This is a genomic window from Corynebacterium sp. LK2510 (assembly GCF_040946405.1).
Classification (GTDB): domain Bacteria; phylum Actinomycetota; class Actinomycetes; order Mycobacteriales; family Mycobacteriaceae; genus Corynebacterium.
Window position 1 is genome coordinate 17,399 of record NZ_JAYWLR010000012.1, and the last position, 23,514, is coordinate 40,912.

General features: G+C 66.5%; 24 protein-coding genes. 8 read left to right on the forward strand and 16 right to left on the reverse strand.

The genetic code is table 11. The features are described 5' to 3' along the window. Positions 1-131: 131 nt before the first annotated feature. Complete coding sequence (locus VVR41_RS07470; protein WP_368524221.1) at positions 132-1,448, forward strand: D-alanyl-D-alanine carboxypeptidase family protein; 1,317 nt, start codon at positions 132-134, stop codon at positions 1,446-1,448. Here VVR41_RS07470 and VVR41_RS07475 read toward each other — a convergent pair. Continuing rightward, positions 1,408-2,505 (reverse strand): YhjD/YihY/BrkB family envelope integrity protein, encoded by a 1,098-nt coding sequence (locus tag VVR41_RS07475; RefSeq protein WP_321101390.1) that lies wholly within the window; start codon positions 2,503-2,505, stop codon positions 1,408-1,410. The two genes, VVR41_RS07470 and VVR41_RS07475, sit on opposite strands and share 41 nt — an antisense overlap. A gap of 87 nt (positions 2,506-2,592) precedes the next feature. Further along, the gene (gene trpS, locus VVR41_RS07480; RefSeq protein ID WP_368524222.1) at positions 2,593-3,603 is read right to left on the reverse strand and encodes a tryptophan--tRNA ligase; all 1,011 of its coding nucleotides are present in this window, start codon (positions 3,601-3,603) and stop codon (positions 2,593-2,595) included. 73 nt (positions 3,604-3,676) lie between these two features. Here trpS and VVR41_RS07485 point away from each other — a divergent pair, with 73 nt between their 5' ends. Genes VVR41_RS07485 through VVR41_RS07495 form a run of 3 tightly spaced genes read left to right on the forward strand, consistent with a single transcriptional unit; the run spans position 3,677 to position 5,399 of the window. Continuing rightward, positions 3,677-4,030: a GntR family transcriptional regulator gene (locus VVR41_RS07485; RefSeq protein WP_368524223.1), complete on the forward strand. Its 354-nt coding sequence runs from the start codon at positions 3,677-3,679 to the stop codon at positions 4,028-4,030. Next, a complete protein-coding gene (locus tag VVR41_RS07490) occupies positions 4,027-4,725 on the forward strand; it encodes an AAA family ATPase (RefSeq protein ID WP_368524224.1) in 699 nt (232 codons plus the stop codon). Before VVR41_RS07485 ends, VVR41_RS07490 begins: the two co-directional genes overlap by 4 nt. Positions 4,726-4,730: 5 nt before the next feature. Next, a complete protein-coding gene (locus VVR41_RS07495; protein ID WP_368524225.1) occupies positions 4,731-5,399 on the forward strand; it encodes a hypothetical protein in 669 nt (222 codons plus the stop codon). Between the two features lie 151 nt (positions 5,400-5,550). Here the strand turns inward: VVR41_RS07495 and VVR41_RS07500 are convergent, their stop codons facing one another. Together VVR41_RS07500 and VVR41_RS07505 are read right to left on the reverse strand one after the other, a co-directional pair. Further along, complete coding sequence (locus tag VVR41_RS07500; RefSeq protein ID WP_368524226.1) at positions 5,551-6,321, reverse strand: trimeric intracellular cation channel family protein; 771 nt, start codon at positions 6,319-6,321, stop codon at positions 5,551-5,553. Beyond that, positions 6,321-7,235: an exodeoxyribonuclease III gene (locus VVR41_RS07505; protein ID WP_368524227.1), complete on the reverse strand. Its 915-nt coding sequence runs from the start codon at positions 7,233-7,235 to the stop codon at positions 6,321-6,323. The genes VVR41_RS07500 and VVR41_RS07505 overlap by 1 nt, the downstream gene beginning before the upstream one ends. A 109-nt stretch (positions 7,236-7,344) precedes the next feature. On the opposite strand from VVR41_RS07505, the gene VVR41_RS07510 reads away from it, so the two are divergent. Further along, positions 7,345-9,567, forward strand: a complete 2,223-nt coding sequence (locus VVR41_RS07510) for an NADP-dependent isocitrate dehydrogenase (protein WP_368524228.1) — start codon at positions 7,345-7,347, stop codon at positions 9,565-9,567. Between the two features lie 166 nt (positions 9,568-9,733). Here the strand turns inward: VVR41_RS07510 and VVR41_RS07515 are convergent, their stop codons facing one another. Continuing rightward, entirely contained in the window at positions 9,734-10,645 is a 912-nt protein-coding gene (locus tag VVR41_RS07515) for an endonuclease domain-containing protein (RefSeq protein WP_368524229.1), read from the reverse strand. A gap of 127 nt (positions 10,646-10,772) precedes the next feature. Here VVR41_RS07515 and VVR41_RS07520 point away from each other — a divergent pair, with 127 nt between their 5' ends. Together VVR41_RS07520 and VVR41_RS07525 are read left to right on the forward strand one after the other, a co-directional pair. Further along, positions 10,773-12,095 carry an O-acetylhomoserine/O-acetylserine sulfhydrylase gene (locus VVR41_RS07520; protein ID WP_368524230.1) on the forward strand — a complete coding sequence of 441 codons (1,323 nt, stop codon included), beginning with the start codon at positions 10,773-10,775 and terminating at the stop codon, positions 12,093-12,095. Between the two features lie 36 nt (positions 12,096-12,131). Continuing rightward, positions 12,132-13,226: a homoserine O-acetyltransferase gene (locus VVR41_RS07525; RefSeq protein WP_368524231.1), complete on the forward strand. Its 1,095-nt coding sequence runs from the start codon at positions 12,132-12,134 to the stop codon at positions 13,224-13,226. A gap of 8 nt (positions 13,227-13,234) precedes the next feature. On the opposite strand, the gene VVR41_RS07530 is transcribed toward VVR41_RS07525, so the two are convergent. Both VVR41_RS07530 and VVR41_RS07535 read right to left on the reverse strand, forming a co-directional pair. Next, the gene (locus tag VVR41_RS07530) at positions 13,235-13,606 is read right to left on the reverse strand and encodes a DUF3017 domain-containing protein (protein WP_368524232.1); all 372 of its coding nucleotides are present in this window, start codon (positions 13,604-13,606) and stop codon (positions 13,235-13,237) included. Next, positions 13,599-14,447: a bifunctional methylenetetrahydrofolate dehydrogenase/methenyltetrahydrofolate cyclohydrolase gene (locus VVR41_RS07535; protein WP_368524233.1), complete on the reverse strand. Its 849-nt coding sequence runs from the start codon at positions 14,445-14,447 to the stop codon at positions 13,599-13,601. Before VVR41_RS07535 ends, VVR41_RS07530 begins: the two co-directional genes overlap by 8 nt. Before the next feature lie 25 nt (positions 14,448-14,472). Between VVR41_RS07535 and VVR41_RS07540 the strand changes: the two genes are divergently transcribed. Beyond that, positions 14,473-14,943, forward strand: coding sequence for a tRNA (cytidine(34)-2'-O)-methyltransferase (locus VVR41_RS07540; protein WP_321103088.1), 471 nt, complete (start codon positions 14,473-14,475; stop codon positions 14,941-14,943). On the opposite strand, the gene VVR41_RS07545 is transcribed toward VVR41_RS07540, so the two are convergent. The 9 genes from VVR41_RS07545 to VVR41_RS07585 form a co-directional block, all read right to left on the reverse strand. After that, complete coding sequence (locus tag VVR41_RS07545) at positions 14,940-15,713, reverse strand: thioesterase family protein (protein WP_368524234.1); 774 nt, start codon at positions 15,711-15,713, stop codon at positions 14,940-14,942. The two genes, VVR41_RS07540 and VVR41_RS07545, sit on opposite strands and share 4 nt — an antisense overlap. A 48-nt stretch (positions 15,714-15,761) precedes the next feature. Continuing rightward, positions 15,762-17,015, reverse strand: a complete 1,254-nt coding sequence (locus VVR41_RS07550) for a cytochrome b/b6 domain-containing protein (protein ID WP_368524235.1) — start codon at positions 17,013-17,015, stop codon at positions 15,762-15,764. A 6-nt stretch (positions 17,016-17,021) separates the two neighbouring features. Next, on the reverse strand, positions 17,022-17,990 hold the full coding sequence (locus VVR41_RS07555) for an electron transfer flavoprotein subunit alpha/FixB family protein (RefSeq protein ID WP_368524261.1): 969 nt from the start codon (positions 17,988-17,990) through the stop codon (positions 17,022-17,024). A 33-nt stretch (positions 17,991-18,023) separates the two neighbouring features. Continuing rightward, on the reverse strand, positions 18,024-18,797 hold the full coding sequence (locus VVR41_RS07560; RefSeq protein WP_368524236.1) for an electron transfer flavoprotein subunit beta: 774 nt from the start codon (positions 18,795-18,797) through the stop codon (positions 18,024-18,026). A 146-nt stretch (positions 18,798-18,943) separates the two neighbouring features. Further along, the gene (locus tag VVR41_RS07565; protein ID WP_321103092.1) at positions 18,944-19,612 is read right to left on the reverse strand and encodes a CoA transferase subunit B; all 669 of its coding nucleotides are present in this window, start codon (positions 19,610-19,612) and stop codon (positions 18,944-18,946) included. A 1-nt stretch (position 19,613) separates the two neighbouring features. Continuing rightward, positions 19,614-20,342: a CoA transferase subunit A gene (locus VVR41_RS07570; protein ID WP_321103094.1), complete on the reverse strand. Its 729-nt coding sequence runs from the start codon at positions 20,340-20,342 to the stop codon at positions 19,614-19,616. Between the two features lie 3 nt (positions 20,343-20,345). Next, positions 20,346-22,073, reverse strand: coding sequence for an AMP-binding protein (locus tag VVR41_RS07575; protein WP_368524237.1), 1,728 nt, complete (start codon positions 22,071-22,073; stop codon positions 20,346-20,348). Then, complete coding sequence (locus tag VVR41_RS07580; RefSeq protein WP_368524238.1) at positions 22,070-22,981, reverse strand: CoA ester lyase; 912 nt, start codon at positions 22,979-22,981, stop codon at positions 22,070-22,072. Before VVR41_RS07580 ends, VVR41_RS07575 begins: the two co-directional genes overlap by 4 nt. Further along, the gene (locus VVR41_RS07585; RefSeq protein WP_368524239.1) at positions 22,981-23,502 is read right to left on the reverse strand and encodes a MaoC family dehydratase; all 522 of its coding nucleotides are present in this window, start codon (positions 23,500-23,502) and stop codon (positions 22,981-22,983) included. Before VVR41_RS07585 ends, VVR41_RS07580 begins: the two co-directional genes overlap by 1 nt. Between the last annotated feature and the right edge of the window lie 12 nt (positions 23,503-23,514).

A 23,514-nucleotide genomic window follows, 5' to 3' on the forward strand; every position in this document is an offset into this window, starting at 1 on the left:
CCGCTCCGCAATTCAGGAAAGCCTACGTTACCCCAGGTAGATGACTGTTTTTAGGCTAGCCTTACTTAGGGTGAGGGCGCGCCGGGCGTGGCGTCGCTCAACGGTGTTACCCAGGACTAACATGTCGCCCGATGACACTGCCTACTTCCGCCCACCGCGTCAGCACCCGCTGCCTTGCCGCCGGCCTCACCACCGTCTTTGCCACTTGCGTGTACGCCCCGTTCGCCAGCGCCCAAGAACTCACCCCGGCCCCGGAGCCTACGGCAAACGTACGCGGGCACTACGAGGGCGATGACTTTATCCCCGAGGTGCGTGTGAGCGCACCCGATACGGAGTCGTGCCCGCAGGCAACGTGGCCGGCAGAGCCGGTCACCACGTCTGAGGCAGTCAGCGCGGGCAGCGCGCCTACCCCGCTGGCGGTGACGTACACCGGCCCCTGCGGGGTGAGCGCCCCCGCCGGGTTCGCAGTATCGGAAGACGTCGTGGCCTCCAGCTGGCTGGTCGCGGATATCGATACCGGGGACATCGTGGCGATGAAGGACCCGCACGGGCGCTACCGGCCGGCATCGATCATCAAGGTGTTGCTCGCGCTCGTGGCAATCCGCGACCTGCCCCTGGACAAGGAAATCGTGGTGAGCCACGACTCGGCGGCCCAAGAGGGCTCGGCTGTCGGCATCGTCGAGGGAGGGCGTTACACCGTCAACGACCTGCTCCACGGGTTGCTGCTCGCGTCCGGCAACGACGCCGCCCACGCGTTGGCGCAGGAACTCGGCGGCGACGTTGCGGCGCTAAACGCGGTCAACGAGCTCGCTGCCAACCTGGGAATGACCGATACGCGGGTGGCTACCTACTCGGGCTTGGACGCGCCGGGGATGTCGTCGTCAGCCTTCGACCTGGCGTTGGCGTACCGCGCCGCCTTTGCCAACCCCGATTTTGCCCGCATCGCAGACACTGATTTCTACCCCTTCCCCGCCCAGGAAGAAGCGGAGGGATTCGAGGTGTGGAATGACAACCACCTCTACCTCAACGACCCGGACGGGATCGGCGGCAAGACGGGTTACACCGACGACGCGAACCACACCTTCGCGGGCGCGGTGAACCACGAGGGGCGGCGCCTGCTCGCGGTCATTCTGGACACCGCGTCCACTAGGGCGCGTCCGTGGGAGCAGGCGCAGCACCTGCTGCACGAGGCGTACCGCTTCGAACCGACACAGGCAGTCGCGAGCCTGAACGCGCCGACAGCTGACATGGGCTCGGCGCGCCCCGCAGATACGGAAACGGCCACCCCACAGGCCCCAACCGCGCCGGCCGATCAGGCCGCTGGATCTGCCGCCACTATGTGGCGAAGCATTGCGATTGTGGGCGGGGTGGCCGTTCTGGCGCTAGCCGCGCTGGTGCTGAGCCTGCTTAGTCGCGGTTCAACAACGCCAGGACGCCGACGCCGATAGCTCCGGCTGCCGCGCCGAGACCGAGTGCGCGGCCGGGGCCCGACTTCGCGCGGCGAGCCTGGGCGGCAGCACCGCTGCGGACGTTGATGACAGCGGGTTCCGGGATCTCCGACGGGGCGGTCTCCAGGGATTCAGGTGTGGTGGCGGTCCACGCCGCGACGTAGAGAACAACTCGCCAAATCAGGTAGAGCACGACCATCAGGGCGATGATCGGTCCGAAGATGGCACCGGCGGGGTTGCTTGATGCGCTGCTGATGATGATGGTGGCGAACTGCTTGATCAGCTCGAAGGCCACGGCTCCGAGGGCGGCGCCCTTCAGGCCGGACTTAAAGTGCACCTTCGTGCGCGGCATGAAGATGATCAGCCACGCCATGACGATGAAGTTGGCCAGCAGACCGGCGGCAAGGCCGACGACCCAGACCAACAAGCGCGACCCCGGGACCGCGTCGAGCCCCACGAACTCCAGCAACCGAGAGGTCAGCCCCGAGGTGCCCAGCGCGGTGACGCCGAAGGCGAGGAGGAACAACACGATCAGGCCGATCAACCCGAGCAGGTCCCACAGCTTCTTGGAAAAGAAGTTGCCACCCTCGTCGCCGTCGATCTTCCACATCGCGGAGATGCCGACGCGCAGGTGGTTCATCCACCCCAGACCGGACCACAAGGTGGTGAGCAAACCGATGCCGGCGACAGCGCCGCGCTGCGCGATGGCGGTGTCCACCACGCCGGAGATGACCTGGCCTACGTCGCCGCCGACGGCGTCGTTAATCTGCTCCTGGATCTGCGCGAGCACGTCGGGGCGCGCGGCCAGGAAGAAACCGAGGCCGGAAAACACCAGCATGGCCAGCGGGAACAGGGCGAGGACGGAGAAGTAGGTAATACCGGCGGCGAGCTGGTTTCCCTCTTCTTTGACGTAGCGCTCGTTCATCCGCATCAGGTGTCCGAGGGCGGGCGACTTCTGCTTCGCCTTATCGACGGCCCCCTTCTGCTGCTGCTTGCGCGAACGCTCGATGCCGTGCTGGTCCGTGTACGCCTTTCGCGGCGCAGTCGCGGTGGACATGGGCTCTCCCTCTACGAATAAGTAACGCTTAACCGCATTTCATCGTAGAGCACATACCCGCCCCCGGGGCCGGGGGCGGTCAAACCGTTAGCGTTTTGGTGCCAGGAACCCGACTCGCTCGTAGACCTGGGCCAAAAGCGGCGCGGCGATGCTGCGGGCGCGCTCCGCGCCGGCAGCCAGGATGCCCTCGAGCTCGGCGCGGTCGGCCATGAGCTCGTCGTAACGCGCGCGCAGCGGGGTGGTGAACGCCTCGAGGGCATCCGCGGTGTCGGTCTTCAGGGCGCCGTAGCCCTGACCCTCGTAGCGGGTGACGAGGGCGTCGATAGGCGTGCCTGTCAGCGCCGACTGGATGACCAGGAGGTTGGAGACTCCCGGCTTGTTCTCCTTGTCAAAAGCGACGACACCGTCGTTGTCGGTCACGGCGGACTTGATGCGCTTGGCGGAGGTCTTCGGGTCGTCGAGAAGGTTGATCATGCCCTTCGGGTTGGCGCCCGACTTGCTCATCTTCGCCGTCGGCTCCTGCAGGTCCTGGATCTTGGCCGCGCCCTCGGGGATGAAGCCCTCGGGAACGACGAAGGTGGTGCCGAAGCGGGAGTTGAACCTCTCGGCGAGGTTGCGGGTGAGCTCGAGGTGCTGGCGCTGGTCCTCCCCAACCGGGACGAGCTGCGGGGAGTAGAGCAGGATGTCGGCGGCCATAAGCATTGGGTAGGTGAACAGGCCCACGGTGGTACGGTCCTGGCCCTGCTTGGCGGACTTGTCCTTGAACTGGGTCATGCGCGAGGCCTCACCGAAGCCGGTGATGCACTGCAGCACCCAGGTCAGCTCGGCGTGCTCGGGGACGTGGGACTGCACGAACAGGGTCGACTTCGCCGGATCGATGCCCAGGGCGATGAGCTGAGCGCAGCCCTTGATGGTGCGCTCGCGCAGCTCCTCTGGGTTCTGCTCCACCGTGATCGCGTGCAGATCGGGGATGAAGTAGAACGCGTCGTGACCGTCCTGCAGGTCGATCCACTGCTTCAGCGCTCCGAGGTAATTGCCCAGGTGGTACGAGTCGGCGGTGGGCTGGATTCCGGACAGGACGCGCTGCTTCTCAGTCATGGTTTCTGATTCTAAACCGTCCCGATTGAGCGGTGGCTTGCGGCAACCGCCCACAGGTTGTACGGTTACCTACATGAGTGGTAAACCCATATACATAGAGATCGCTGACGAGCTGCGCGACCTGATCGCCTCGGGCAGCCTCGCCCCCGGCGACCGCGTCCCCTCCACCAACGAACTGTCCCACTACCACTCGGTCAACCCCACGACCTCCGCAAAGGCGCTCACCTCGCTTTTCGACGAAGGCCTCCTCGAAAAGCGCCGCGGCCTGGGCATGTTCGTGCTTCCCACCGCCCGCGAACAGGTACTGCGCACCCGGCGCGACGCCTTCGCGGCGAACTTCCTTCAACCGCTGATCGCCGAAGCGGACACACTCGGCATCAGCGCCACCGAGCTGACTGAGATGATTAACAAGGAGCGCACCACATGACTTTCGACCACTCCCCCGGCTTCTACGCGCTCGTCGGCCCCAACGCGGCTGGCAAGACCCACTACCTACGCTCGCTGTTCGGCCCCGGTGCAAGCTTCGTCCCCGCCGCCGCTGACGCCCTCTTCGTCGGCCGCACGGTGGGCGACCACCTCGCCTGGGCCGCCGCAGTGAAACCCCTCGCCGATGTCGAGTTCAGAGTGCCTGCCTCGACCCGGATCAGCGACCTGTCCGTCGGTCAGCGCCGCGAACTCACCATCGCTGTCGCGCTCGCCGCCAACGAGCCGCTTTTACTTCTCGACGAACCCTTCGACGGCCTCGACATCGACACCCGAACCAGACTGCGCGCGCAACTGATCGACCACATCACCGCGGACCCAGCGCGCACCGTCATCATGGCCTCGCACCGCGCAGAGGACCTCGCTGGTTTGGCGGAGTACATCATCGGCGTCTCCGACCATGAGGTAGCGGCCCCAGTCGCCCTCGATGAGGCCCGCATGCACTTCCCCATCCTGCACAGCAGCGACGTCGCTGCAGACCACGTCCTCACCGACCTCAACGTCATCGAGGTTTCCTCACTCGGCCCCACGTGGCGGGCGCAGCTCGCGGAGCCGTTTGACCGTGATATTCCCGGCGTGACGGTGGATTACCCCGATGACGCCCAGCTCATTGACCTGCTCGCATCCCGAAAGGCGTGACAGACATGTCGCTTTTTCTCAGCCCTCACAAGTACCTCGTCCCCGTGGTTTTGGTCGTGGTTATCGCAATCGCTAGTGCTGGCGGGCGCTTTATCGCCGGGTCTGGTACCACCTGGACGCTCCTCGCTGGCGTCATGCTTGCCGCGCTCAACGCTTCCCTGGCGGGAAACTGGCCGGCACTGAATCAACTTGGTGCCAGCTACCGCCGCTTCCTGCGCGGAGGTGGCGCGTTCACCGTTCTGTCCGCCGCCCTCCTCACCGCTGCCACCTCGGTGGCGGCCCACGTGAAGCTGCTGCACAACCCCTGGTACTCGCTTTTTGACGTCTTCCTAATCACCCGCGGCCCAGCCCCCTTCATCGACACCAACGGTGAGCCCTACGTCGTCCCCGGCGCCGGCCACTCTGTTTCGACAGTCCTGTTGAGCGCGGCGCTGACCTTCACCTTCTTTGCCGCCGCGGGGTTAACCGGCGTTGCGATGGGGCTCGCCGGAAAGCGTTTCAGTTCGGCGGCGATCCTGGTGGGAAGTGCGTGCGTCGCAGGGCTGGGGGCGGGATTCGCCCTCGGCTCAGTGAGCCCGAGCGCGGGTGTCCTCTCGGCTATCGGCATCGCCTTGGCGGCGATGGCGCTCGGTTCCGCATGGGTTCTCGCCCGCACGCCGCGCGCCACCACGTAGCCTGGGCCAACGCCCGCTTCGTCTTGTTTTCGCTTGCCGCAGTGTTGCGGGCGGGAGCGGGGCGCGCGATTCCGGACGGCACGGCGAGCCTATGGAGCGCGTTCGCGCGGCTTCCCGCTACGTCCTTGCCGCCGCCGCGGCGACCTAGACGCTAACCGTCGTCACGCTGCGCCGGCCGTCCTGGACGCTTCCGGCGAATTCCTCGATAGGCCCGGCCGATCCCGGGTAGCTTCCGGCCTTGGCTGTGCAAAAACACCGCCATTTGCTCGCGCGGGTTGAGGGACTTCACCGCCTCGTCGTCGTACTCATACACCGGCAGGCTCCAGCCGCGCTTTAGCGACAGCAAGCGCAGGCCAAGCACCGTGGCCAAGGTGACCAGAACGTTGATCCACTCCGGCACGGAGAAGTACAGCAGGACCCACCACACGCATGTACCGATGACCGCGGTGGAGGCGTACATCTCCTTGCGGAAGACCAACGGAACGCGGCCGGACAGCACGTCGCGCATGACGCCTCCAGACACACCCGTGGTCACCGCGGCCACGCACGCGATGATGAAACCGTGCCCCTCCGCGAGGGCGGTTTGAATACCCATCACGACGAAGGTGGCCAGGCCGATCGCGTCGGCAACGAGGAACAAGCGCCGCCCGTGGTGCATCAGCCAGCTGATGCGCACCGTCACCACGGACGCGACAATGACCACGAGCAGGTAGCGCGGCTCTTCGACCCACGTCAACGGGTACGAGCCGAGCAGGACGTCGCGCACCGTCCCGCCGCCGAGTGCGGTGAGCGCACCCAGGGTGACCACGCCGAACAGGTCCATGCGCAACCGCCCCGCCGAGACCGCCGCGGTCATCGCCTCCGCGGTGATCCCGATCAGGTAGAGGACGGTGACCAGCGCTGCCGTGTCGAGAGAGGACATCAGCTGTATTCGACCATCAACGGCGAGTGGTCAGACCAGCGCTGCTCGACAGTGGGAGCCTTTTCCACCCAGCTACGCTGCGCGCGCTCGAGCATCTCGGCGGTGGCCGCCTGGTAGTCGATGCGCCACCCGGCGTCGTTGTTGAACGCCTGGCCGCGGAAGGTCCACCACGTGTACGCGGTCTCCTCGGGTTGCAGGCGCCGCGCCACGTCGAACCACTTCGGCTCCGCAGCCGCTTCTCGACGCCGCTCCGACCCGTACTCCACAGCTCCCGCCCACGCGAACTGCTGCTTCGCCTCGAGGTCTTCCGGCTCGGCATCCGGAAACGCCCCGAAGACGGAATCCATGAACGCGCGCTCGTCCGGCAAAAAGCCGGACTTGGTGCGGTTGGTGCGCCAGTTCTTCAGGTCGTCGCGACGGTGGCAGATGTTCCAGTCGCCGCCGATAACCATGCGCGGGTGGGTGAGCGCCCACTGCTCGAGCGCGGCCTCGAACCTGTCGAGGAACGCGTACTTCTCGTCCTGCTTCGCGGTTCCGGCCGATCCGGAGGGGAGGTAGAGAGAGGCGACCCTGGTGCCGTCGATAAGCGAGCCGGCGATGAAGCGGCCGGCGTCCTCGAAGTCGGGGATGCCGATTTCGACGTCGGCAAGCGGCTCGCGGCTGAGAATGCCGACCCCGGCGCGGCCCTTCGCCCCGGGGGTCTCGGCGGGCGCGACCACGAGGTGCCACCCGTTGTCAAGGCCGGGCTGGAGCGCCTCAACGGCCTGCGGGCCGGAAGCGCGCACCTCCTGCATGAGAACGACATCGGCTGGGGTGTGCTTCAGCCACTCCAACATGCCGAGGTTGTCATCGTTGCGGACCTTGGTTGCGGCTCTAATCCCGTTAACGTTGACGGACGCAATGGTGAGACTCATGCGCAACACAGTACATCGACGCTTGTCACGGCCAATCAGCGTATGAAGCCCTCGCAAAACGAGTATCCTAGGTCACTGGATTGTTTCAAGAACATAGAGGAGCAAAAAAGTGGCTAAAATCATCTGGACTCGTACCGACGAAGCACCGCTGCTCGCTACCTATTCGCTGAAGCCGATCGTCAAAGCTTTCACCATCAACGCGGGCGTCGACGTAGAAACCCGCGACATTTCGCTGGCCGGGCGCATCCTGTCGTTCTTCCCGGAGCGCGTCAACAACGACACGTTCGCGCACGACGCCCTTGCCGAGCTCGGCGATCTCACGCTGAGTGAAGACGCCAACATCATTAAGCTGCCCAACATTTCCGCCTCCCTCGTGCAGCTGAAAAAGGCCATCGCGGAACTGCAGTCGCAGGGCTTCGACATCCCCGACTACCCGGACAACCCCGCAACCGACGAAGAGCGCGAGATCCACGAGCTCTACGCCACGGTCACCGGTTCCGCCGTCAACCCCGTCCTGCGCCAGGGCAACTCCGATCGCCGCGCGCCGGAGGCCGTTAAGAACTACACGCGCAACCACCCGCACTCGATGGGCGCCTGGTCCGCTGATTCGAAGACGAACGTCGCCACCATGGACGCCGACGACTTCCGCGACAACGAGAAGACCGTCATCATGGACTCCGACGACACCCTCACCATCAAGCTGGTTACCGCTGACGGTTCCGAGGAGATCCTCAAGCCCGAGCTCGACGTCATCGCCGGCGAGGTTATCGACGGCACCTTCATGTCCGTCAAGGCCCTCGACGCGTTCCTCCTCGACGCCATCAAGCGCGCCAAGGAAGACGGCGTGCTGTTCTCCGCGCACCTCAAGGCCACGATGATGAAGGTCTCCGACCCCATCATGTTCGGCCACGTCGTCCGCGCCTACTTCAAGGACGTCTACGACAAGTACGGAGAGGAGCTGCTCGCCGCGGGCCTCGACGGTGAGAACGGCCTCGGTGCCATCCTCGACGGACTGTCCGAGCTCGACAACGGCGAGGAGATCCGCTCCGCCTTCGAGCAGGCGCTTGACGACGGCCCCGACCTCGCCATGGTCAACTCCTCCAGGGGCATCACCAACCTGCACGTTCCGTCCGACGTCATCGTCGATGCCTCCATGCCGGCCATGATCCGCACCTCCGGCCACATGTGGAACGCCGACGACCAGGAGCAGGACACCCTCGCGGTGCTGCCCGACTCCTCCTACGCGGGCATCTACCAGGTCGTCATCGACGACTGCCGCGCCAACGGCGCCTACGACCCGACCACCATGGGCACCGTCCCGAACGTCGGCCTCATGGCACAAAAGGCCGAGGAGTACGGCTCCCACGACAAGACGTTCAAGGTTCCTGCCGACGGCACCGTCCAGGTAGTCAACTCCGCCGGCGACGTGCTCATGTCCCACGACGTCGAGGCCGGCGACATCTGGCGCGCCTGCCAGACCAAGGACGCCCCGATCCGCGACTGGGTCAAGCTGGCCGTCGACCGCGCCCGCAAGTCCGGCATGAAGACCATCTTCTGGCTTGACGAGGGACGCTCCCACGACGCCACCCTCATCGACCTGGTGAACAAGTACATGGCCGACCTCGACACCGACGGCCTGGACATCTCCATCGCCTCCCCCATCGAGGCCACCCGCATCACCGTCGAGCGGATGCGCGCCGGCGAAGACACCATCTCCGTGACCGGCAACGTCCTGCGCGACTACAACACGGACCTCTTCCCCATCCTCGAGCTGGGCACCTCCGCGAAGATGCTCTCCATCGTGCCGCTCATGGCCGGCGGTGGTCTCTTCGAGACCGGTGCCGGCGGCTCCGCCCCGAAGCACGTCCAGCAGCTGCAGGAGGAAAACCACCTGCGCTGGGACTCCCTCGGCGAGTTCCTCGCCCTCGCGGAGTCCCTGCGCCTGGAAGCCGACCACGGCAACGACCGCGCCGGCGTCCTCGCCACCGCCCTCGACAAGGCGACCGAGACCCTCCTGGAGGCCGGCAAGTCGCCGTCGCGCAAGGCCGGCGAGATCGACAACCGCGGCTCCCACTTCTACCTCGCTCTCTTCTGGGCGGAGGAGCTGGCAAAGCAGACCGACGACGCCGACATCGCCTCCACCTTCGCGCCCGTCGCCGAGGCGCTGCGCTCCAACGAGGAGAAGATCGCCGCCGAGCTGCTCAAGGTCCAGGGCTCGCCCGCCGACCTTGGCGGCTACTACCTGCCGGACCGCGCCAAGACCTTCGAGGTCATGCGCCCGTCCGAGACGTTCAACACGATCATCGACGAGCTGGCCGAGTCGGCCAAGTAGGTCGGCGCGGCGCGGCGCGGCGCGGTCGTCCAGGGGCTACATGCTCGTTCCGTCACACGCGTTTCAGGGAAATAACGAGCATCTAGGCCTGTTTGCGGTGCCTGGAGGGCCGAAAACGGCCTAGATGCTCGTCCCGTCACAGGCGTCACACCGAAATGACGAGCATTTACCGCCGGAGCATCCTCCGCCGCACCTCCAGCGTCTCGCGCACCTCCGCGATGAACCGGTCGGGGTGGCGCCGCACGAATTCCGGGGTGTAGCGCAGGAAGACGTACCCCATGTTGCCGATGCGTTTCTGGCGGTTGAATTCGCGCTGCCGAACCTGTTCCGCATCCGGACCCCGGTACTTGACGGCGCCGTCGATTTCGATGATGAGCCAGTCGTCGATAAGCAGGTCAACGCGGTAATCCCCGATCCTGTGCTGCACGGATAGCGGCCCGATCCCGGCGCACAGCAGGTGCGCGCGGGCGAGCGACTCCGGCCCGGAATCGGAGCAGGCGACGCTTAGTGACGCACACCGCCGCACCGTCGCGATCCCCGCCAACCGGCCGAGGCCGTTGACCTCGCGCAGCAACTGCTCGCGGCTCAGACCCCGGAACTGCAGCCAGTCCGCCGCGACCAGCCCTTCGGCGAAGCCGTGGTAGCGGGCGATGTCGGCGAAGGTGCGGACCGCCGAGGTGACGGGGCATCCGGAGACGGTGCGGATGTCGGCGTCGTGAAGCCTGGAGTGGCGGAACGTGTAGCGCGGGTGGCCCTGCCGGCTGGGCGAGGATCCGCCGCTGCGGAGGGAGAGTTCCACGGTTTCGCTGGTAAGCGGGGTCAGCCACATACCCATGAGGCGCGCGGCCGAACGCCCGACGAAGACACTGCCGGAGCTGCCCCTGTCCGCGGCCAGGATCTCCACCAACTGCCTCTCGTGGGCGGGCAGCCCCACCCACGCCTCGAGCGGGTATCCCCAGCACGCCCCGAGCTGCACCACCGGCCTACCCGGGCGGGCCGGAACGAGCCCGGCGCGCAGCTCTTCACACCGCTGCAGCCGCTCCAACCCGAGCTGCGGGTCCTCCCTGTCCTTCCCCATAAACAATTAGACCCCTCTGTCCAGTCCGAGGTTCCAACACGGATTTTTATTCACGCGAAACCCCAGTTCACGCCACCCAATAGACCGCTTGGTACACAGAGGCCGTTCCGCACGTTACATTGTGGCCATGGCAAAATACGACAACACACAAGCAAGCGAGTGGGGCTTCGGCACCCGCTCTATCCACGCAGGTCAGACCCTCGATTCCGACAACTCGGCACGCAATCAGCCGATCTACATGACGACGTCCTACGTCTTCAACGACGCACAGCACGCCGCCGACCGTTTCAGCCTCTCCGACATCGGACCGATCTACACCCGCCTGACCAACCCGACCCAGCAGGCACTCGAGGATCGCCTCGCCAGCCTCGAGGGCGGCGTCGCGGCCGTGACCTTTGCGTCCGGGATGGCTGCTGAGACCGCGGCGATTACGAATCTGGCGTCGGCAGGCGACCACATCGTGACCTCCCCGCGCCTCTACGGCGGCACCAAGACCCTGTTCCAGGTGACCCTGAAGCGCTACGGCATCGACGTCACCTTCGTCGAGAACCCGGACGACCCGGAGTCGTGGCAGGCGGCGGTACAGGACAACACCCGCGCCTTCTACGGCGAGACCTTCGGCAACCCGATCGCAGACATCCTGGACATCCCGGCCGTCGCCGAGGTAGCCCACCGCAACAGCGTCCCGCTCATCGTGGACAACACCATCGCGACCGCGGCCCTGGTCAAGCCGCTGGAGCTCGGAGCCGACATCGTCGTCGCCTCCACCACGAAGTTCTACACGGGCAACGGCGCGGCCATCGGCGGCGTGATCGTCGACGGCGGCACGTTCGACTGGACCGTCGAGCGCGACGGCCAACCGGTCTTCGCTGGATTCGTTACCCCGGACCCCGCCTACCACGGCCTGAAGTACGCGGACCTGGGCGCGCCCGCATTCGCGATCAAGGCGCGCGCCGGCATCCTGCGCGACACCGGCGCCGCGATTTCCCCGTTCAACGCGTGGGTCGCCCTGCAGGGCCTGGACACCCTGGGCCTGCGCGTGGAGCGCCACAACCAGAACGCCCAGCGCGTCGCCGAGTTCCTCGCCGCGAACGAGAAGGTGTCCAAGGTCAACTTCGCCGGCCTGCCGGATTCGCCGTACTTTGCCACGAAGGAGAAGCTCGGCATCCCCTACACCGGTGCTGTTTTGTCCTTCGACATCGCGGGTGACGAGAACGACCGCACCAAGGCGTGGGCATTTATCGACGCCCTCAAGCTGCACTCCAACCTGGCCAACGTCGGTGACGTGCGCTCCCTGGTGGTCCACCCGGCCTCCACCACGCACTCCCAGTCCGACGAGGCGGGCCTGAAGCGCGCCGGCATCACCCAGGCCACCGTGCGCCTGTCCGTCGGCATCGAGGACATCGACGACATCATCGCCGACCTCGAGCGCGGATTCGCCGCAATCTAGCGCCTACCTCCTCCAACCACCAAGGGAGCCCACACCGTGAACGTTCCTCTCCCCCCACCCGGCCAGCTCGCGCACCAGAGCATTGGTGAGTTCGGGACGGAAGCTGGGGCGTCGATAAGCGAGGCGAGCATTGCTTATCGACGCTGGGGAGAACTTCGCGGCGACCCCCACGGAGCCAACAACGTGCTGCTCGTCGAGCACGCGCTGACCGGCGACTCGAACGCGGCCGAGTGGTGGTGCGAGGCGATCGGGCCGGGCAAGGCGCTCGACACGGACCATTGGTGCGTGATCAGCACGAACGCTCTGGGCAGCTGCTACGGATCGACAGGCCCGGCGAGCACGCACCCCGACGGGCGCGCGTGGGGCTCACGCTTTCCCGCCGTGTCCATCCGCGACATGGTCAACGCCGAACGCGCCGCGCTGGAACACATCGGCATCACCCACGTGCATGCGGTGCTCGGCGGCTCGATGGGCGGGGCCCGCACCCTCGAGTGGACGCTTCTCCACCCGGATCGCGTCAGCTACGCCTGCGTCATCGCGGTCTCCGCACGCGCGAGCGCCTGGCAGATCGGCATCCAGGACGCCCAGATCTCGGCCGTCACGGGCGACCCCGACTGGCTCGGCGGCGACTACTACGGCACCGGCCGCAGCCCCGCCGCCGGCCTCGCGGCAGCACGGCGCATCGCGCACCTGACCTACCGCGGCGAACTCGAGATCGACGAGCGCTTCGGCACCTCCGCGCAGCCTGGCGAGAACCCGCTGGGCCCCTACCGCGACAGAGACCAGCGCTTCGCCGTGCAGAGCTACCTGGACCACCAGGGACGAAAGCTCGCCGAGCGGTTCGACGCGGGGTGCTACGTGACCCTGACGGATGCACTGAACCGCCACGACGTCGGCCGCGGGCGCGGGGGCCTGAACAAGGCACTGGCGTCCTCGCGGGTGCCGACGATGGTCGTCGGCGTCGACACCGATATCCTCTACCCCTTCCACCAGCAAGAACACCTCTCGCGCAACCTCGGGGACCTGCTGGCCATGTCGAAACTGTCCAGCCCCGTCGGCCACGACGCCTTCCTGGTGGAGGCCCGCCCGATGGACATTGTCCTGCGCAAGTTCGTCTCGCTAATCGGCTAGCTGCCCAGCTAACTGCCCAGCGCGTCAACCGAACCGGCCAGGCCCATCATCGCGAGCCCCACCCCAGCGCAGAAGATGGCGTCGGTGCGCCGCGAGCGCACGGCGACAAGCCCGATGACGCGCGAGTCGCAGGTGTAGCGCATCAGGGCCAGCCACACCAGGGCCGCGCCCAACGTGAAGGTGGCGCGGCGCCAGTGCTCGGTGGCGGAAAACAGCGCCGACAGCGCGAAGCCCGCCACGAAGACGACCACCATCGCCTGCTGCAAGCGCAGCGGCAGGCGCGAGGGCGGATTCCGCAGGTCGTGGGGGTTGTCCAGGCTCAGCCCCTCGGCCGGTCCGGGAATCCGCTCGCGCAGGCGCCCGAAAGACAAGCTAGGCAAGCTGCTCGGCGCGCTCGACGATGTTGCGCACCAGGAAGGTGCGAGTCATCGGACCGACGCCGCCCGGATTCGGAGAGACCCACGCGGCCTTCTCCCACACGTCGGGGTGGACATCGCCCACGGTTTTGCCGTCGACGCGGGACACGCCGACATCCAGGATCGCGGCACCCTCTTTGACCATGTCGGGGGTGAGCATGTGCGGCTTGCCGGCCGCGGCGATGATCACGTCGGCGCGGCGGGTCTCTGCGGCGAGGTCCTTCGTGCCGGTGTGGCACAAAACGGCGGTGGCGTTGATGGAGCGTGCGGTGAGCATCAGCGAGATCGGGCGGCCCACGGTCACGCCGCGGCCAATGACGCAGACGATCGCGCCGTCAAGCTCAACGCCGAAGCGCTCCAGCAACTTCAGCGAGCCGTTCGGGGTGCACGGCAGCGGCGCGGGCTCGTTAAGGACCAGTTTGCCCAGGTTGACCGGGTGGAGCCCGTCGGCGTCCTTATCCGGGTCGATGAGCTCGAGGACGCGGTTTTCATCGAGGTGCTTCGGCAGCGGCAGCTGGACGATGTAGCCGGTGACGGCGGGGTCGTTATTGAGGGCGTCGATAAGCTCCTCGAGCTCTTCTTGCGTCGCGTCCGCGGGCAGCTCCTTCATGATCGAAGCGATGCCGAGCTCGGCGCAGTCCTTGTGCTTCATGCGCACGTAGTTCTGGCTCGCGGGGTCCTCGCCGACGAGCACCGTCGCCAGACCCGGCGTGATGCCTTTGGCTTTGAGCGCCTCGACGCGGGTTTTCAAGTCCGCGAAAATCTCCTCGCGGTAGAGCTTGCCATCCAGTTTCTTCGCAGTCACGCCCACCATCCTAGACTTGGAGCCCGTGTGCGCACTCCACGTTATCTTTGATAATCCGGTCATCCCACCAAATACGGGCAACGCGATCCGCATGTGTGCGGGCACCGGGGCGCATCTCCACCTCGTCGAGCCGCTCGGCTTCGACCTCACCGAGAAGCACCTGCGCCGCGCTGGCCTTGACTACCACGACCTCGCGCACGTGACGGTCCACGAAAACATCGACGCGTGCTTCGCCACGCTTATCGACGCCCGCATCTTCGCCTTCACCACCCAAGCAACCACCTACTTCCACGAGGTGGCCTACCGCGACGGCGACGCCCTGCTCTTCGGCACCGAGCCGACGGGCCTGCCGCGCGAGCACTCCCACCACCCGCGAGTCGCCGGGCAGGTGCGGGTGCCGATGCTGCCCGGGCGCCGGTCAATGAACCTCTCCAACACCGCGGCCGTGGCCTGCTACGAGGCGTGGCGCCAGCTGGGTTTCCCAGGCGGGGTCTAGAGCTTACCCAGCGCCTGCATCTGCTCGGCCCGACCGAGCGGGCCAGAGAGGTCATGCAGAGTCGTCGAGGTCACGCCCGTCCCGCTCGGACCCCACGTGTTGGTGGCCTCCAACCCGGTCCACTCCCCTTCGGGGTGTCGGTACATGTGCACGGTGAGGTCCACGTTGGGGAAGGCCCACTGCTCGGGGCTGTGCTTGGCCGTGATGCCGTTGGCGGTATCGATGCGGGAGAAGTACTCGGCGAGCGGGATGCGCTCGTCGGAATCCACGAGTGCGGCCGGCGAGGTGAACCAGGTGAAGAACTCGCCCTCGGGCAGCCCCGCAACCTTCCGCCCGATGAGTTGGCGGATGTAGCCGCCACCCCACGCCGTGGAAAATCCCTGGTCGACGCAGTCGTCCGGCAGCGGGAATGTCTGGCTAAACGCGTCGGCGACCGCGCTGGTATCCCACGCCTCGAGGTACCAGATGCGGGCGATGATCGCGTCGCGCCCGGCGAGCTTTACTGTGACCTGCACCAGCTCAATTTTGCGACCGGGGCGCAGCGTCTCCACCTCAACGGTGGCCTCTGCCAGGGGCAGGCGCCCGAGGATGTCGTAGGACACCCGCGCCAGCTTTTTGGTGTCACCAGCTGGGCGTGAGCGCTCGGCGACGTGGACGACAAGCCCTGCCAGGGAGGCGAAGTGGTAGTCCTCCGGCGACCAGGCGCCCTCGCAGTGGATGGTGGGCGCGAAGGTGTTCTCGCCGGTGCGGGTGAAGTAGTGCTGGCTCATCATTGGGGCTCCTTTCAGTCTGGGATCACTCGCATATTCGGCGCGAATCTAGCGGGCTGTGACCTCACCGCGCAGCCGCGCCAGCGGGGCAATAAGCGCGGGTCGCGCCGCCACCATCAACCCCGCGAGGACGACGAGGGACACGGCGAAGATGATCAGTCCCGTCCAATCCCCGGCGTATTCGGTGGGGTCGGCGGATCCGCGGGCCGCGAACATGTGGTTGAGGTTGCGCAGCGCGCCCGTGGCGATCACGAGGACGACGTGGATGACGATGAAGGCGAGGAAATACAGCATCACCGGGAAGTGGATCGCCCGGGCCACCGGCGCCGGGTAGGCGCGCGAGAGCCTCTCCCACTTCTCGTTCCACAGCCCGCTCATGCGCACACCCGAGATAATCGCCAGCGGTGCCGCGATGAATACGGTGGTGAAGTACGCCAGAAGCTGCAGGCCGTTGTAGTGCACCCAGCCGTTTTCCACCGGCCAGTCCAAGGTGAGGTACTGCAGCCCGGCGGACACAGCGTTGGGGAACACGTCCCAGCTGGTCGGCACGATGCGCATCCATTGCCCGGTGGAGAAGAGCAGGATGTAGAACACTGCGCCGGTGGCCACCCACAGCGCGTCGAGGCACTGGTGCAGCCACAAGGTGAGGCTGATCTTCTTGCCCCCGCCGCGCGGCGTGAAGTACGCGGCCGGTTTCTGCTCACGGCGCACCCCCATGCCGGTGCGGATGATGAGCACCATGAGGAAGAAGTTGAGCAGGTGCAAAGCGTTGAGCCAGACCGGGAACCCCTCGGGCGCCCCCGCGGGCATGGTCGGAACTCCGTCGTAGCGGGCCACGAATCCCGCGCCCCATTCGGTGAGCAGGATGTAGCGCGCACTCATGACGACCATCGCCAGCAGCACCACGAGCCCGACGGCACCTGCTGTATAACGGCCCCACGTGAGCTTTCGCTTCTCGACGCCCTCCCGCTCCCCGCCGCGCTCCACCGCGGGTGCCGGAGCGGGTGTGGGCTCTGGTGCGGGCTCCGGCTGTGGTGTCGGTGCGGGATCGGGCTCTGAGTGCTGCGCGGCAGCGGCGGGAACGTCGTGCACCGGTGGCCAGGGCTCGCCGCCGCGCACGCGCGGCAGGCCCCGGCGCATCTGCGGCACGGGGCGATCCTGCGTTGGCCCAGGTACCGGCGCCGGGGCGGGAGTCTCGACAGCTGCGGCGGCAGTTGTCTCTACGGGTGGCCCGGCGTCTGCCGGCGGCCAGGGTTCGCCGCCGCGAACGCGCGGCAGGCCCCTCCTGAGTGCGGTCACCATGGTCTCCTACTTTCGCTGGTTGAGGGCGTCGACAAGCTGCGGCACGACCTGGAAGACGTCTCCGACGATGCCGAAGTCGGCGATGTCGAAGATCGGGGCTTCCGGGTCACTGTTGATGGCCACGATCGTGCCTGCGGTCTGCATGCCGGCGAGGTGCTGGATCGCACCCGAGATGCCGAGCGCGATGTAGAGCTGCGGGGACACAACCACACCGGTCTGACCCACCTGGTGGGCTGCCGGCACGTAGCCCGCGTCCACGGCCGCGCGCGACGCTCCAACCGCCGCGCCCAGGGCGTCGGCGAGGGAGCCGACCACTTCCTCGAACTTCTCCTCCGAGCCCAAGGCCCGCCCACCGGAGACGACGCGCGCCGCGCCGCGCAGGTCCGGGCGTGAACCGCTGTCATCCTGCGGTGTGGTGCCGGTGACCGTGGCGGCGCGCGTATCCGACGACGAGTACTCAAGTTCCTCGACGGACGGTTCGGTCGGCTCCGCGCGATGGTCCACGGCACCGAGGCGCAGCGTCACCACCGGCGCGTTGTGCGTCGACGCCGCGACGGCGAGGAAGTCGCCGCCGTAGACCGAGTGGTCGGTGACAATCCCCTCCTCGTCCGTGCGCACGCCGGTGGCGTCGACGTTGATCGCGCGGTGCAGGCGGGCCGCGACGCGCGCGGCGATATCGCGGCCGTGCACGGAGTTCGCGCACAAGATTGCGGCGGGTGAAAGGGTGTCGTCGGCGACGCAGGTGGCGTCGACAAGCGGGACTGTGAGCTGGGAGCTGTCGACGCGCGCAGTGATCACGCGCTGGGCGCCCAGCCGTCCGAGCTCAGCGGTGAGCTCGTCGGGCCCCTCCTCCTGCCCGATGCCGAGCAGGGCGACGGGGGAACCAACGGCCGCCGCGGCGCCGAGCAACTCCGCTGTGGAAGCGGCCAAAGCACCGCTGCTGTCGCGGTCGACAACGACGAGGATCTCGTTGATGTGTGAGGTAATCATGGCGGTCTCCTGGCAGTGCTAGACGAGTCGGTGGGACACGAGGTAGTCGGCGAGCTGCTGCGCTGCGGTGCCGTCGTCGGTGACGACGGTGCCCGCCTCACGCGGCGGGCACTGCGCGACCTCGATCATGATGGAGCGGGCGTGGGTGAAGTCCCCAGCATCGATGCCGAGCTCGGCCAAGGTGGGGCGCTCCACGGGTTTCTTCTTCGCCGCCATCAGACCTTTGAAGTTGGGGTAGCGCGGCTCGGGGAATGCCTCGGTTACGGAGACAACCGCAGGCAGCTCCGCCTCGAGGGTCGCGGTGCCGTCGTCCGTGGCGCGGGTGGCGCTGAGCACCCCGCCCGCGACGCTCATCTCCGTGAGGTTGGTCAGCTGTGGCAGACCGAGCAGCTCCGCCACCATCGCCGGTAGCACACCAGCGTTGCCGTCGGTGGACAGGTTGCCCGCCACGATGAGGTCGTAGGGGTTGCGCCCAGCGACGGAGGCGATAATTTCCGCGGTTTGGCCGAGATCCGCCCCGGCGAGGGCGGCGTCGCTGACCAAGATGGCGGAGTCGGCACCCATTGCGAGGCCGCGGCGCAGGCTGGACTCCGCCGACTCTGGGCCGACGCAGACCAACTCGACTGTGCTGGAGTCGTCCGCCGCGGCAAGTACCAGCGCCGCTTCCACGGCGCGCTCCCCGATTTCGTCGAGGACCATCTCGCCTGTCCGTTCGGTCAGGCCGGTTTCCAGGTCGAGTACCCGAGTGCCGTAGGTGTCGGGAACCTCCTTGACCAGCACTGCGATCCGCATGCCGTCCTCCCTCTACATTTGAGTTAATGGTCATTAACTAAAATAATAGACAGTGAGCCACGCCACAACGGATTAGAGCAAAAAATTCGCGCCCGGGGGTGTACCCGGGCGCGTGACGCAGTGCCGCGACGCAGCGTTCCCTCAGGTCAGGTGGTATCAAGGTCGACGACGAACTCGGCCTCCGTCGTGGCAGCAATATCCTCCACGCTCACCCCGGGGGCGAGCTCGCGCAGCACAAGCGGGCCGCCTGGGGTTGTGGACACGTCGAACACCCCCTTGTCCGTGATGATGCGGTCCACCACGCCCGCCCCGGTCAGCGGCAGGGTGCACTCACGCAGGAGTTTCGGGGCGCCGTCGCGGGTGACGTGATCCGTCAGGACGATCACCCGCGGAGTTCCCGCCACCAGGTCCATCGCCCCACCCATGCCCTTGACCATCTTCCCGGGGATCATCCAGTTGGCTAGGTCCCCGTTCTGCGCGACCTCCATCGCGCCAAGCACTGCCACCTTGACCTTCGCCCCGCGGATCATGGCGAAGCTGGTGGCCGAGTCGAACACCGCCGCACCCTCACGCAGGGTGACTGTCTGCTTGCCCGCGTTGATCAGGTCGGCGTCCTCCTCCCCTTCGTAGGGGAACGGGCCCATCCCGAGGATGCCGTTTTCACTTTGCAGGATGACGTCGACGCCGTCGGGCAGGTTGTTCGCCACCAGCGTCGGTATACCGATGCCCAGGTTGACGTAGTCGCCGTCGCGAAGCTCGGCGGCTGCCTTCGCGGCCATCTCATCGCGCGTCCAGCCGGTTGCTTTCTCGCTCATACTAGGCCTCCTCACTGCCCCGGCGGGGGCGCACGGTGCGTTGCTCGATGGGTTTGTCACCGGGATCGACCTGCAGGATGTGGTCGATGTGAACGCCCGGCGTCATCACCTCGTCCGGGTCAATGGAGCCAAGAGGTCCAATGTTCTCTACTTCCGCGATGGTGACCACGCCGGATTCCGCGCACAAGGGGTTGAAGTTTCGCGCGGTGCGGCGGTAGACGAGGTTGCCTCCGACGTCACCGCGGTAGGCGTGGACGAGCCCGACGTCCGCAACGATGCCGCGCTCCAGCACGTACTCTCGCCCGTCGAACGTCGCCGTCGGTTTGCCTTCGGCGATCTGCGTGCCCACACCGGTGGCGGTGTAGAACGCCGGGATCCCCGCCCCGCCGGCGCGCAGGCGCTCCGCGAGGGTGCCTTGCGGGTTGAACTCGACCTCGAGCTCCCCGGCGAGGTACTGGCGCGCGAACTCCTTGTTCTCCCCGACGTAGCTCGCCACGACGCGGGCAACCTGGTTGTTCTCCAGAAGAATCCCAAGCCCGCGACCGTCGACGCCCATGTTGTTGGACACGATGGTCAAACCCGTGCGGCCGACACGCGCGAGAGAGGCGATCAACTCGAAGGGATTGCCGCTGAGCCCGAAGCCGCCGACGGCCAGCGTCATGCCGTCGCGCACCGTCGCGGCCATGAGCTCGTCGAGCTCGCCGCGCTGAATCTGCTTGTTCAGTGCCATGGCCTACACCCACCCCAGCACGCGAGGCGCCATCTCGCGCAGCTCGATCTTTCGCACCTTTCCGGAGACGGTCATCGGGTACTCGCTCACCGCGTGGACGTAGCGCGGCACCTTGTGGCGCGAGAGCTTGCCGTGGGCGAACTCGGCGATGTCGTCTGCGGTGAGCGTTTCGACGCCGTCGCGCAGGATGATCCACGCCATGATCTCCTCGCCGTACTTCTCGTCCGGCACGCCGATAACCTGGGCGTCGACGATGTCCGGGTGGGAGAAGAGGAACTCCTCGACCTCACGCGGGTAGATGTTCTCCCCGCCCCGGATCACCATGTCCTTGAGTCGGCCCGTCACCGAGAGGTAGCCGTCCTCGTCGAACGTGCCCAAGTCTCCGGTGCGCATCCAGCCATCCTCGGTGATCGCCTCCGCCGTCTTCTCCGGGTGCTCCCAGTACCCCTTCATCACCGAGTATCCGCGGATCCAAATCTCGCCCTGCTCGCCGATGGGCAGGACGTCGCCCGTGGCTTCGTCGACAAGCTTGCACTCCAGGTGGGGTTGAATCAGCCCGACGGTATTGACCCTTTTGTCCTCCGGGGAATCGGAGCGGGTCTGGAAGGACACCGGCGATGTCTCGGTCATGCCGTAGCAGATAGTCACCTCGTTCATGCCGAACTTCTCCATCACGTCGCGCATGGTCTTGGACGGGCACGAGGTGCCGGCCATGACTCCGGTGCGCAGCGCATCGAGTTTGTAGGGGCTGCCGAACTCGTCCTGGTCGTGGGCTTCCTCAAGCTCCTGGATGAACATGGTGGGAACGCCGTAGAGGGACGTCGCCTTGCCCACTTGGGCGGCCTTGAGGGTTTCGCGGGACTTGAACGACGGCGAGGGAATAATCACCGTCGCCCCGTGGGAGAACGCCCCGATCGTGCCCATGACCATGCCGAAGCAGTGGAAGAACGGCACCGGAACCACGATGCGGTCTTCGTGGGTGAAGTTCTGGTTCTCCCCGACGAAGTAGCCATTGTTGAGAATGTTCGCGTGGGTCAGCGTCGCACCCTTCGGGAAACCCGTGGTGCCCGAGGTGAACTGGATGTTGATCGGGTCGTCCTTGTCCAGCTCGGAGGTGTATTCGCTCAGATCGTCGATCTCCCCGTGCATGGCGTCGTACCACTCGGTCGACCCGAAGTAGATGACTGTCTCCACCTTCACGCCGCGCTGCTTGCGGGCTTCGTTGAGCATCGAGCGGTAGTCGGAGTCCTTGAACCGCGGCGCGGCGAAAACGACCTTGGTGCCGGATTTCTCCAGAACGTAATTCAGCTCGGACTGGCGGTAGGCGGGATTGATGTTGACCAGGATCAGGCCAATGTGGTGGCAGGCCCACTGGACGATGATCCACTCCCAGCGATTGGTCGACCAGATGGCCACCCTGTCACCCTTGCGCAGACCGTGGCGTATAAACGCCGAGGCGAGGCGCAGAACGCGGTTGTAAAAGCGTTCGTAGGTGAACGAAGCATCGGCGTACATGTCCACAATGCAATCGCGCTGCGGATAGCGCTCGACGACCTCGCGCAACATCTGGCCGAGCGTGTGTTGCAGAAGCGGAGGCGCGCCCTGCTCCAGCGTTTGCCCGCGCACCCACGACAATGGGTTGCCCTCCGCGTCGACGGCGACGGAGCCCCACGGAGTGGAGGTGAATCGGGGCTCGGTGGCCCCGGTGGCGACGGTGTCTACCTTGGTCATTGTTCGCTGCCTTTCTCGTCGGAACTCGGGGTGGTTGTGTTCGGGGTGTTCACTTTCGGTGCGGTTGTTTCCGTAGCCGTTGCCGCGGCCCGGCGCGCGATCGCCTGGGCCTGCCGGAAGAGAGGCTCATCGACCATGGAGCCCTCGAAGGCGAAGGCTCCGCGGTTGGTCTCTGCGGCCTCGAGCAGGCGTCGCGCCCAGTCGGCTTCCTCGGGGCTCGGGCGGTACTCCTCCCGGATGACACGGACTTGGGTGGGGTGGATGCACACGGTCCCGGCGTAACCGAGCGCGGCGGCATCCGCCGCTTCTGCGCGCAGCCCCTCAAGGTCGGCGATGTCAACGTAGACGGAGTCGAGTGCGGCCTTCCCGCTCGCGGCAGCGGCGATCTGCACACTGGCGCGCGCCAGGCGGGGTACGTCGCGGTAGGTGCCGTCCGCCCTGCGGGAGGAGGATCCGCCGAGCCCGGCGGTGAGGTCTTCGGCGCCCCAGAACATGGCCACCACCGCGTCGTGGGAAGCGATCTCCGCCGCGGAGATGACACCGAGCGGGGTTTCCACCAGGGCGATGACCTGCGCCCCGGGCAGCGCCTGCGTGAGGCGATCGATGTCGGCCTTTCCCTCCGCTTTGGCCAGCATGACCTGGGTAAAAGCGGTGCTGGCAAGAGCCTCCACGTCGAGGCGGAAATCTGGCGAGTCGACCGGGTTGACCCGGACGATGACGCGCTGCGGGTCCAGCCCGCATGCGGCGATGTTCGCGCGCGCCGGCTCCCGGTTACCGGGTTGGCATCCGTCCTCGAGGTCGAGGACCACCATGTCCGCGCGTGCCGCGGCCTTGGCAAAGCGCTCCGGACGATCGGCGGGCGCAAACAGGATCGCGGGGCCTGTGGGGAGCCACTGCTGCGTTTTCATCACGGCACCTCCCCCGCGTTTGCCCCTTCCGGGTCGCACAGGACAAGCGTGGTGCGCACCGCTCGGCAGACGATCTCGCCGCGCTGGTTTCGCCCGATGTGCTCGAGCTCGACGATGCCCTGCCCCGGGCGCGAGGAAGACAAGCGCTTGGCCGTGCACACGGTCTCGGCGTAGAGAGTGTCGCCGTGGAGCATAGGGGCGGGGAAGGACACCTCCTTAAATCCCAGGTTCGCCACGATCGTGCCCAGGGTGAGCTGCGAGACAGACAACCCGACGACGGTGGAGAGCGTCCACATCGAGTTGACCAGGCGCTGCCCGTCGAACCCCGGCTGCTCTGACGCCCAGTGCGCGTCCAGGTGCAGAGGCTGGGTGTTCATGGTCAAGGTGGTGAAGACGACGTCGTCGGTCTCTGTGACGGTGCGGCCCGGGCGGTGCAGGTAACGCACCCCCGTCTCGTACTCCTCGTACCAGAGTCCGCGTTGCACGATTGCCTTCGTGGTTGTCTCCGTGAGGTCAGCCATTACATTTCACCC

Coding starts and splice junctions, on each gene's coding strand:
- VVR41_RS07490 (WP_368524224.1), top strand. CDS start 4,027: ATGACTTTCGACCACTCCCCCGGCTTCTACGCGCTCGTCGGCCCCAAC.
- VVR41_RS07550 (WP_368524235.1), bottom strand. CDS start 17,015: ATGGTGACCGCACTCAGGAGGGGCCTGCCGCGCGTTCGCGGCGGCGAA.
- VVR41_RS07570 (WP_321103094.1), bottom strand. CDS start 20,342: ATGGCACTGAACAAGCAGATTCAGCGCGGCGAGCTCGACGAGCTCATG.
- VVR41_RS07565 (WP_321103092.1), bottom strand. CDS start 19,612: ATGAGCGAGAAAGCAACCGGCTGGACGCGCGATGAGATGGCCGCGAAG.
- VVR41_RS07475 (WP_321101390.1), bottom strand. CDS start 2,505: ATGTCCACCGCGACTGCGCCGCGAAAGGCGTACACGGACCAGCACGGC.
- trpS (WP_368524222.1), bottom strand. CDS start 3,603: ATGACTGAGAAGCAGCGCGTCCTGTCCGGAATCCAGCCCACCGCCGAC.
- VVR41_RS07500 (WP_368524226.1), bottom strand. CDS start 6,321: ATGTCCTCTCTCGACACGGCAGCGCTGGTCACCGTCCTCTACCTGATC.
- VVR41_RS07575 (WP_368524237.1), bottom strand. CDS start 22,073: ATGACCAAGGTAGACACCGTCGCCACCGGGGCCACCGAGCCCCGATTC.
- VVR41_RS07580 (WP_368524238.1), bottom strand. CDS start 22,981: ATGAAAACGCAGCAGTGGCTCCCCACAGGCCCCGCGATCCTGTTTGCG.
- VVR41_RS07470 (WP_368524221.1), top strand. CDS start 132: ATGACACTGCCTACTTCCGCCCACCGCGTCAGCACCCGCTGCCTTGCC.
- VVR41_RS07495 (WP_368524225.1), top strand. CDS start 4,731: ATGTCGCTTTTTCTCAGCCCTCACAAGTACCTCGTCCCCGTGGTTTTG.
- VVR41_RS07515 (WP_368524229.1), bottom strand. CDS start 10,645: ATGGGGAAGGACAGGGAGGACCCGCAGCTCGGGTTGGAGCGGCTGCAG.
- VVR41_RS07545 (WP_368524234.1), bottom strand. CDS start 15,713: ATGAGCCAGCACTACTTCACCCGCACCGGCGAGAACACCTTCGCGCCC.
- VVR41_RS07520 (WP_368524230.1), top strand. CDS start 10,773: ATGGCAAAATACGACAACACACAAGCAAGCGAGTGGGGCTTCGGCACC.
- VVR41_RS07505 (WP_368524227.1), bottom strand. CDS start 7,235: ATGAGTCTCACCATTGCGTCCGTCAACGTTAACGGGATTAGAGCCGCA.
- VVR41_RS07585 (WP_368524239.1), bottom strand. CDS start 23,502: ATGGCTGACCTCACGGAGACAACCACGAAGGCAATCGTGCAACGCGGA.
- VVR41_RS07560 (WP_368524236.1), bottom strand. CDS start 18,797: ATGCGGATCGCAGTGCTGGTCAAGGAGGTTCCCGACACCTACGGCACT.
- VVR41_RS07485 (WP_368524223.1), top strand. CDS start 3,677: ATGAGTGGTAAACCCATATACATAGAGATCGCTGACGAGCTGCGCGAC.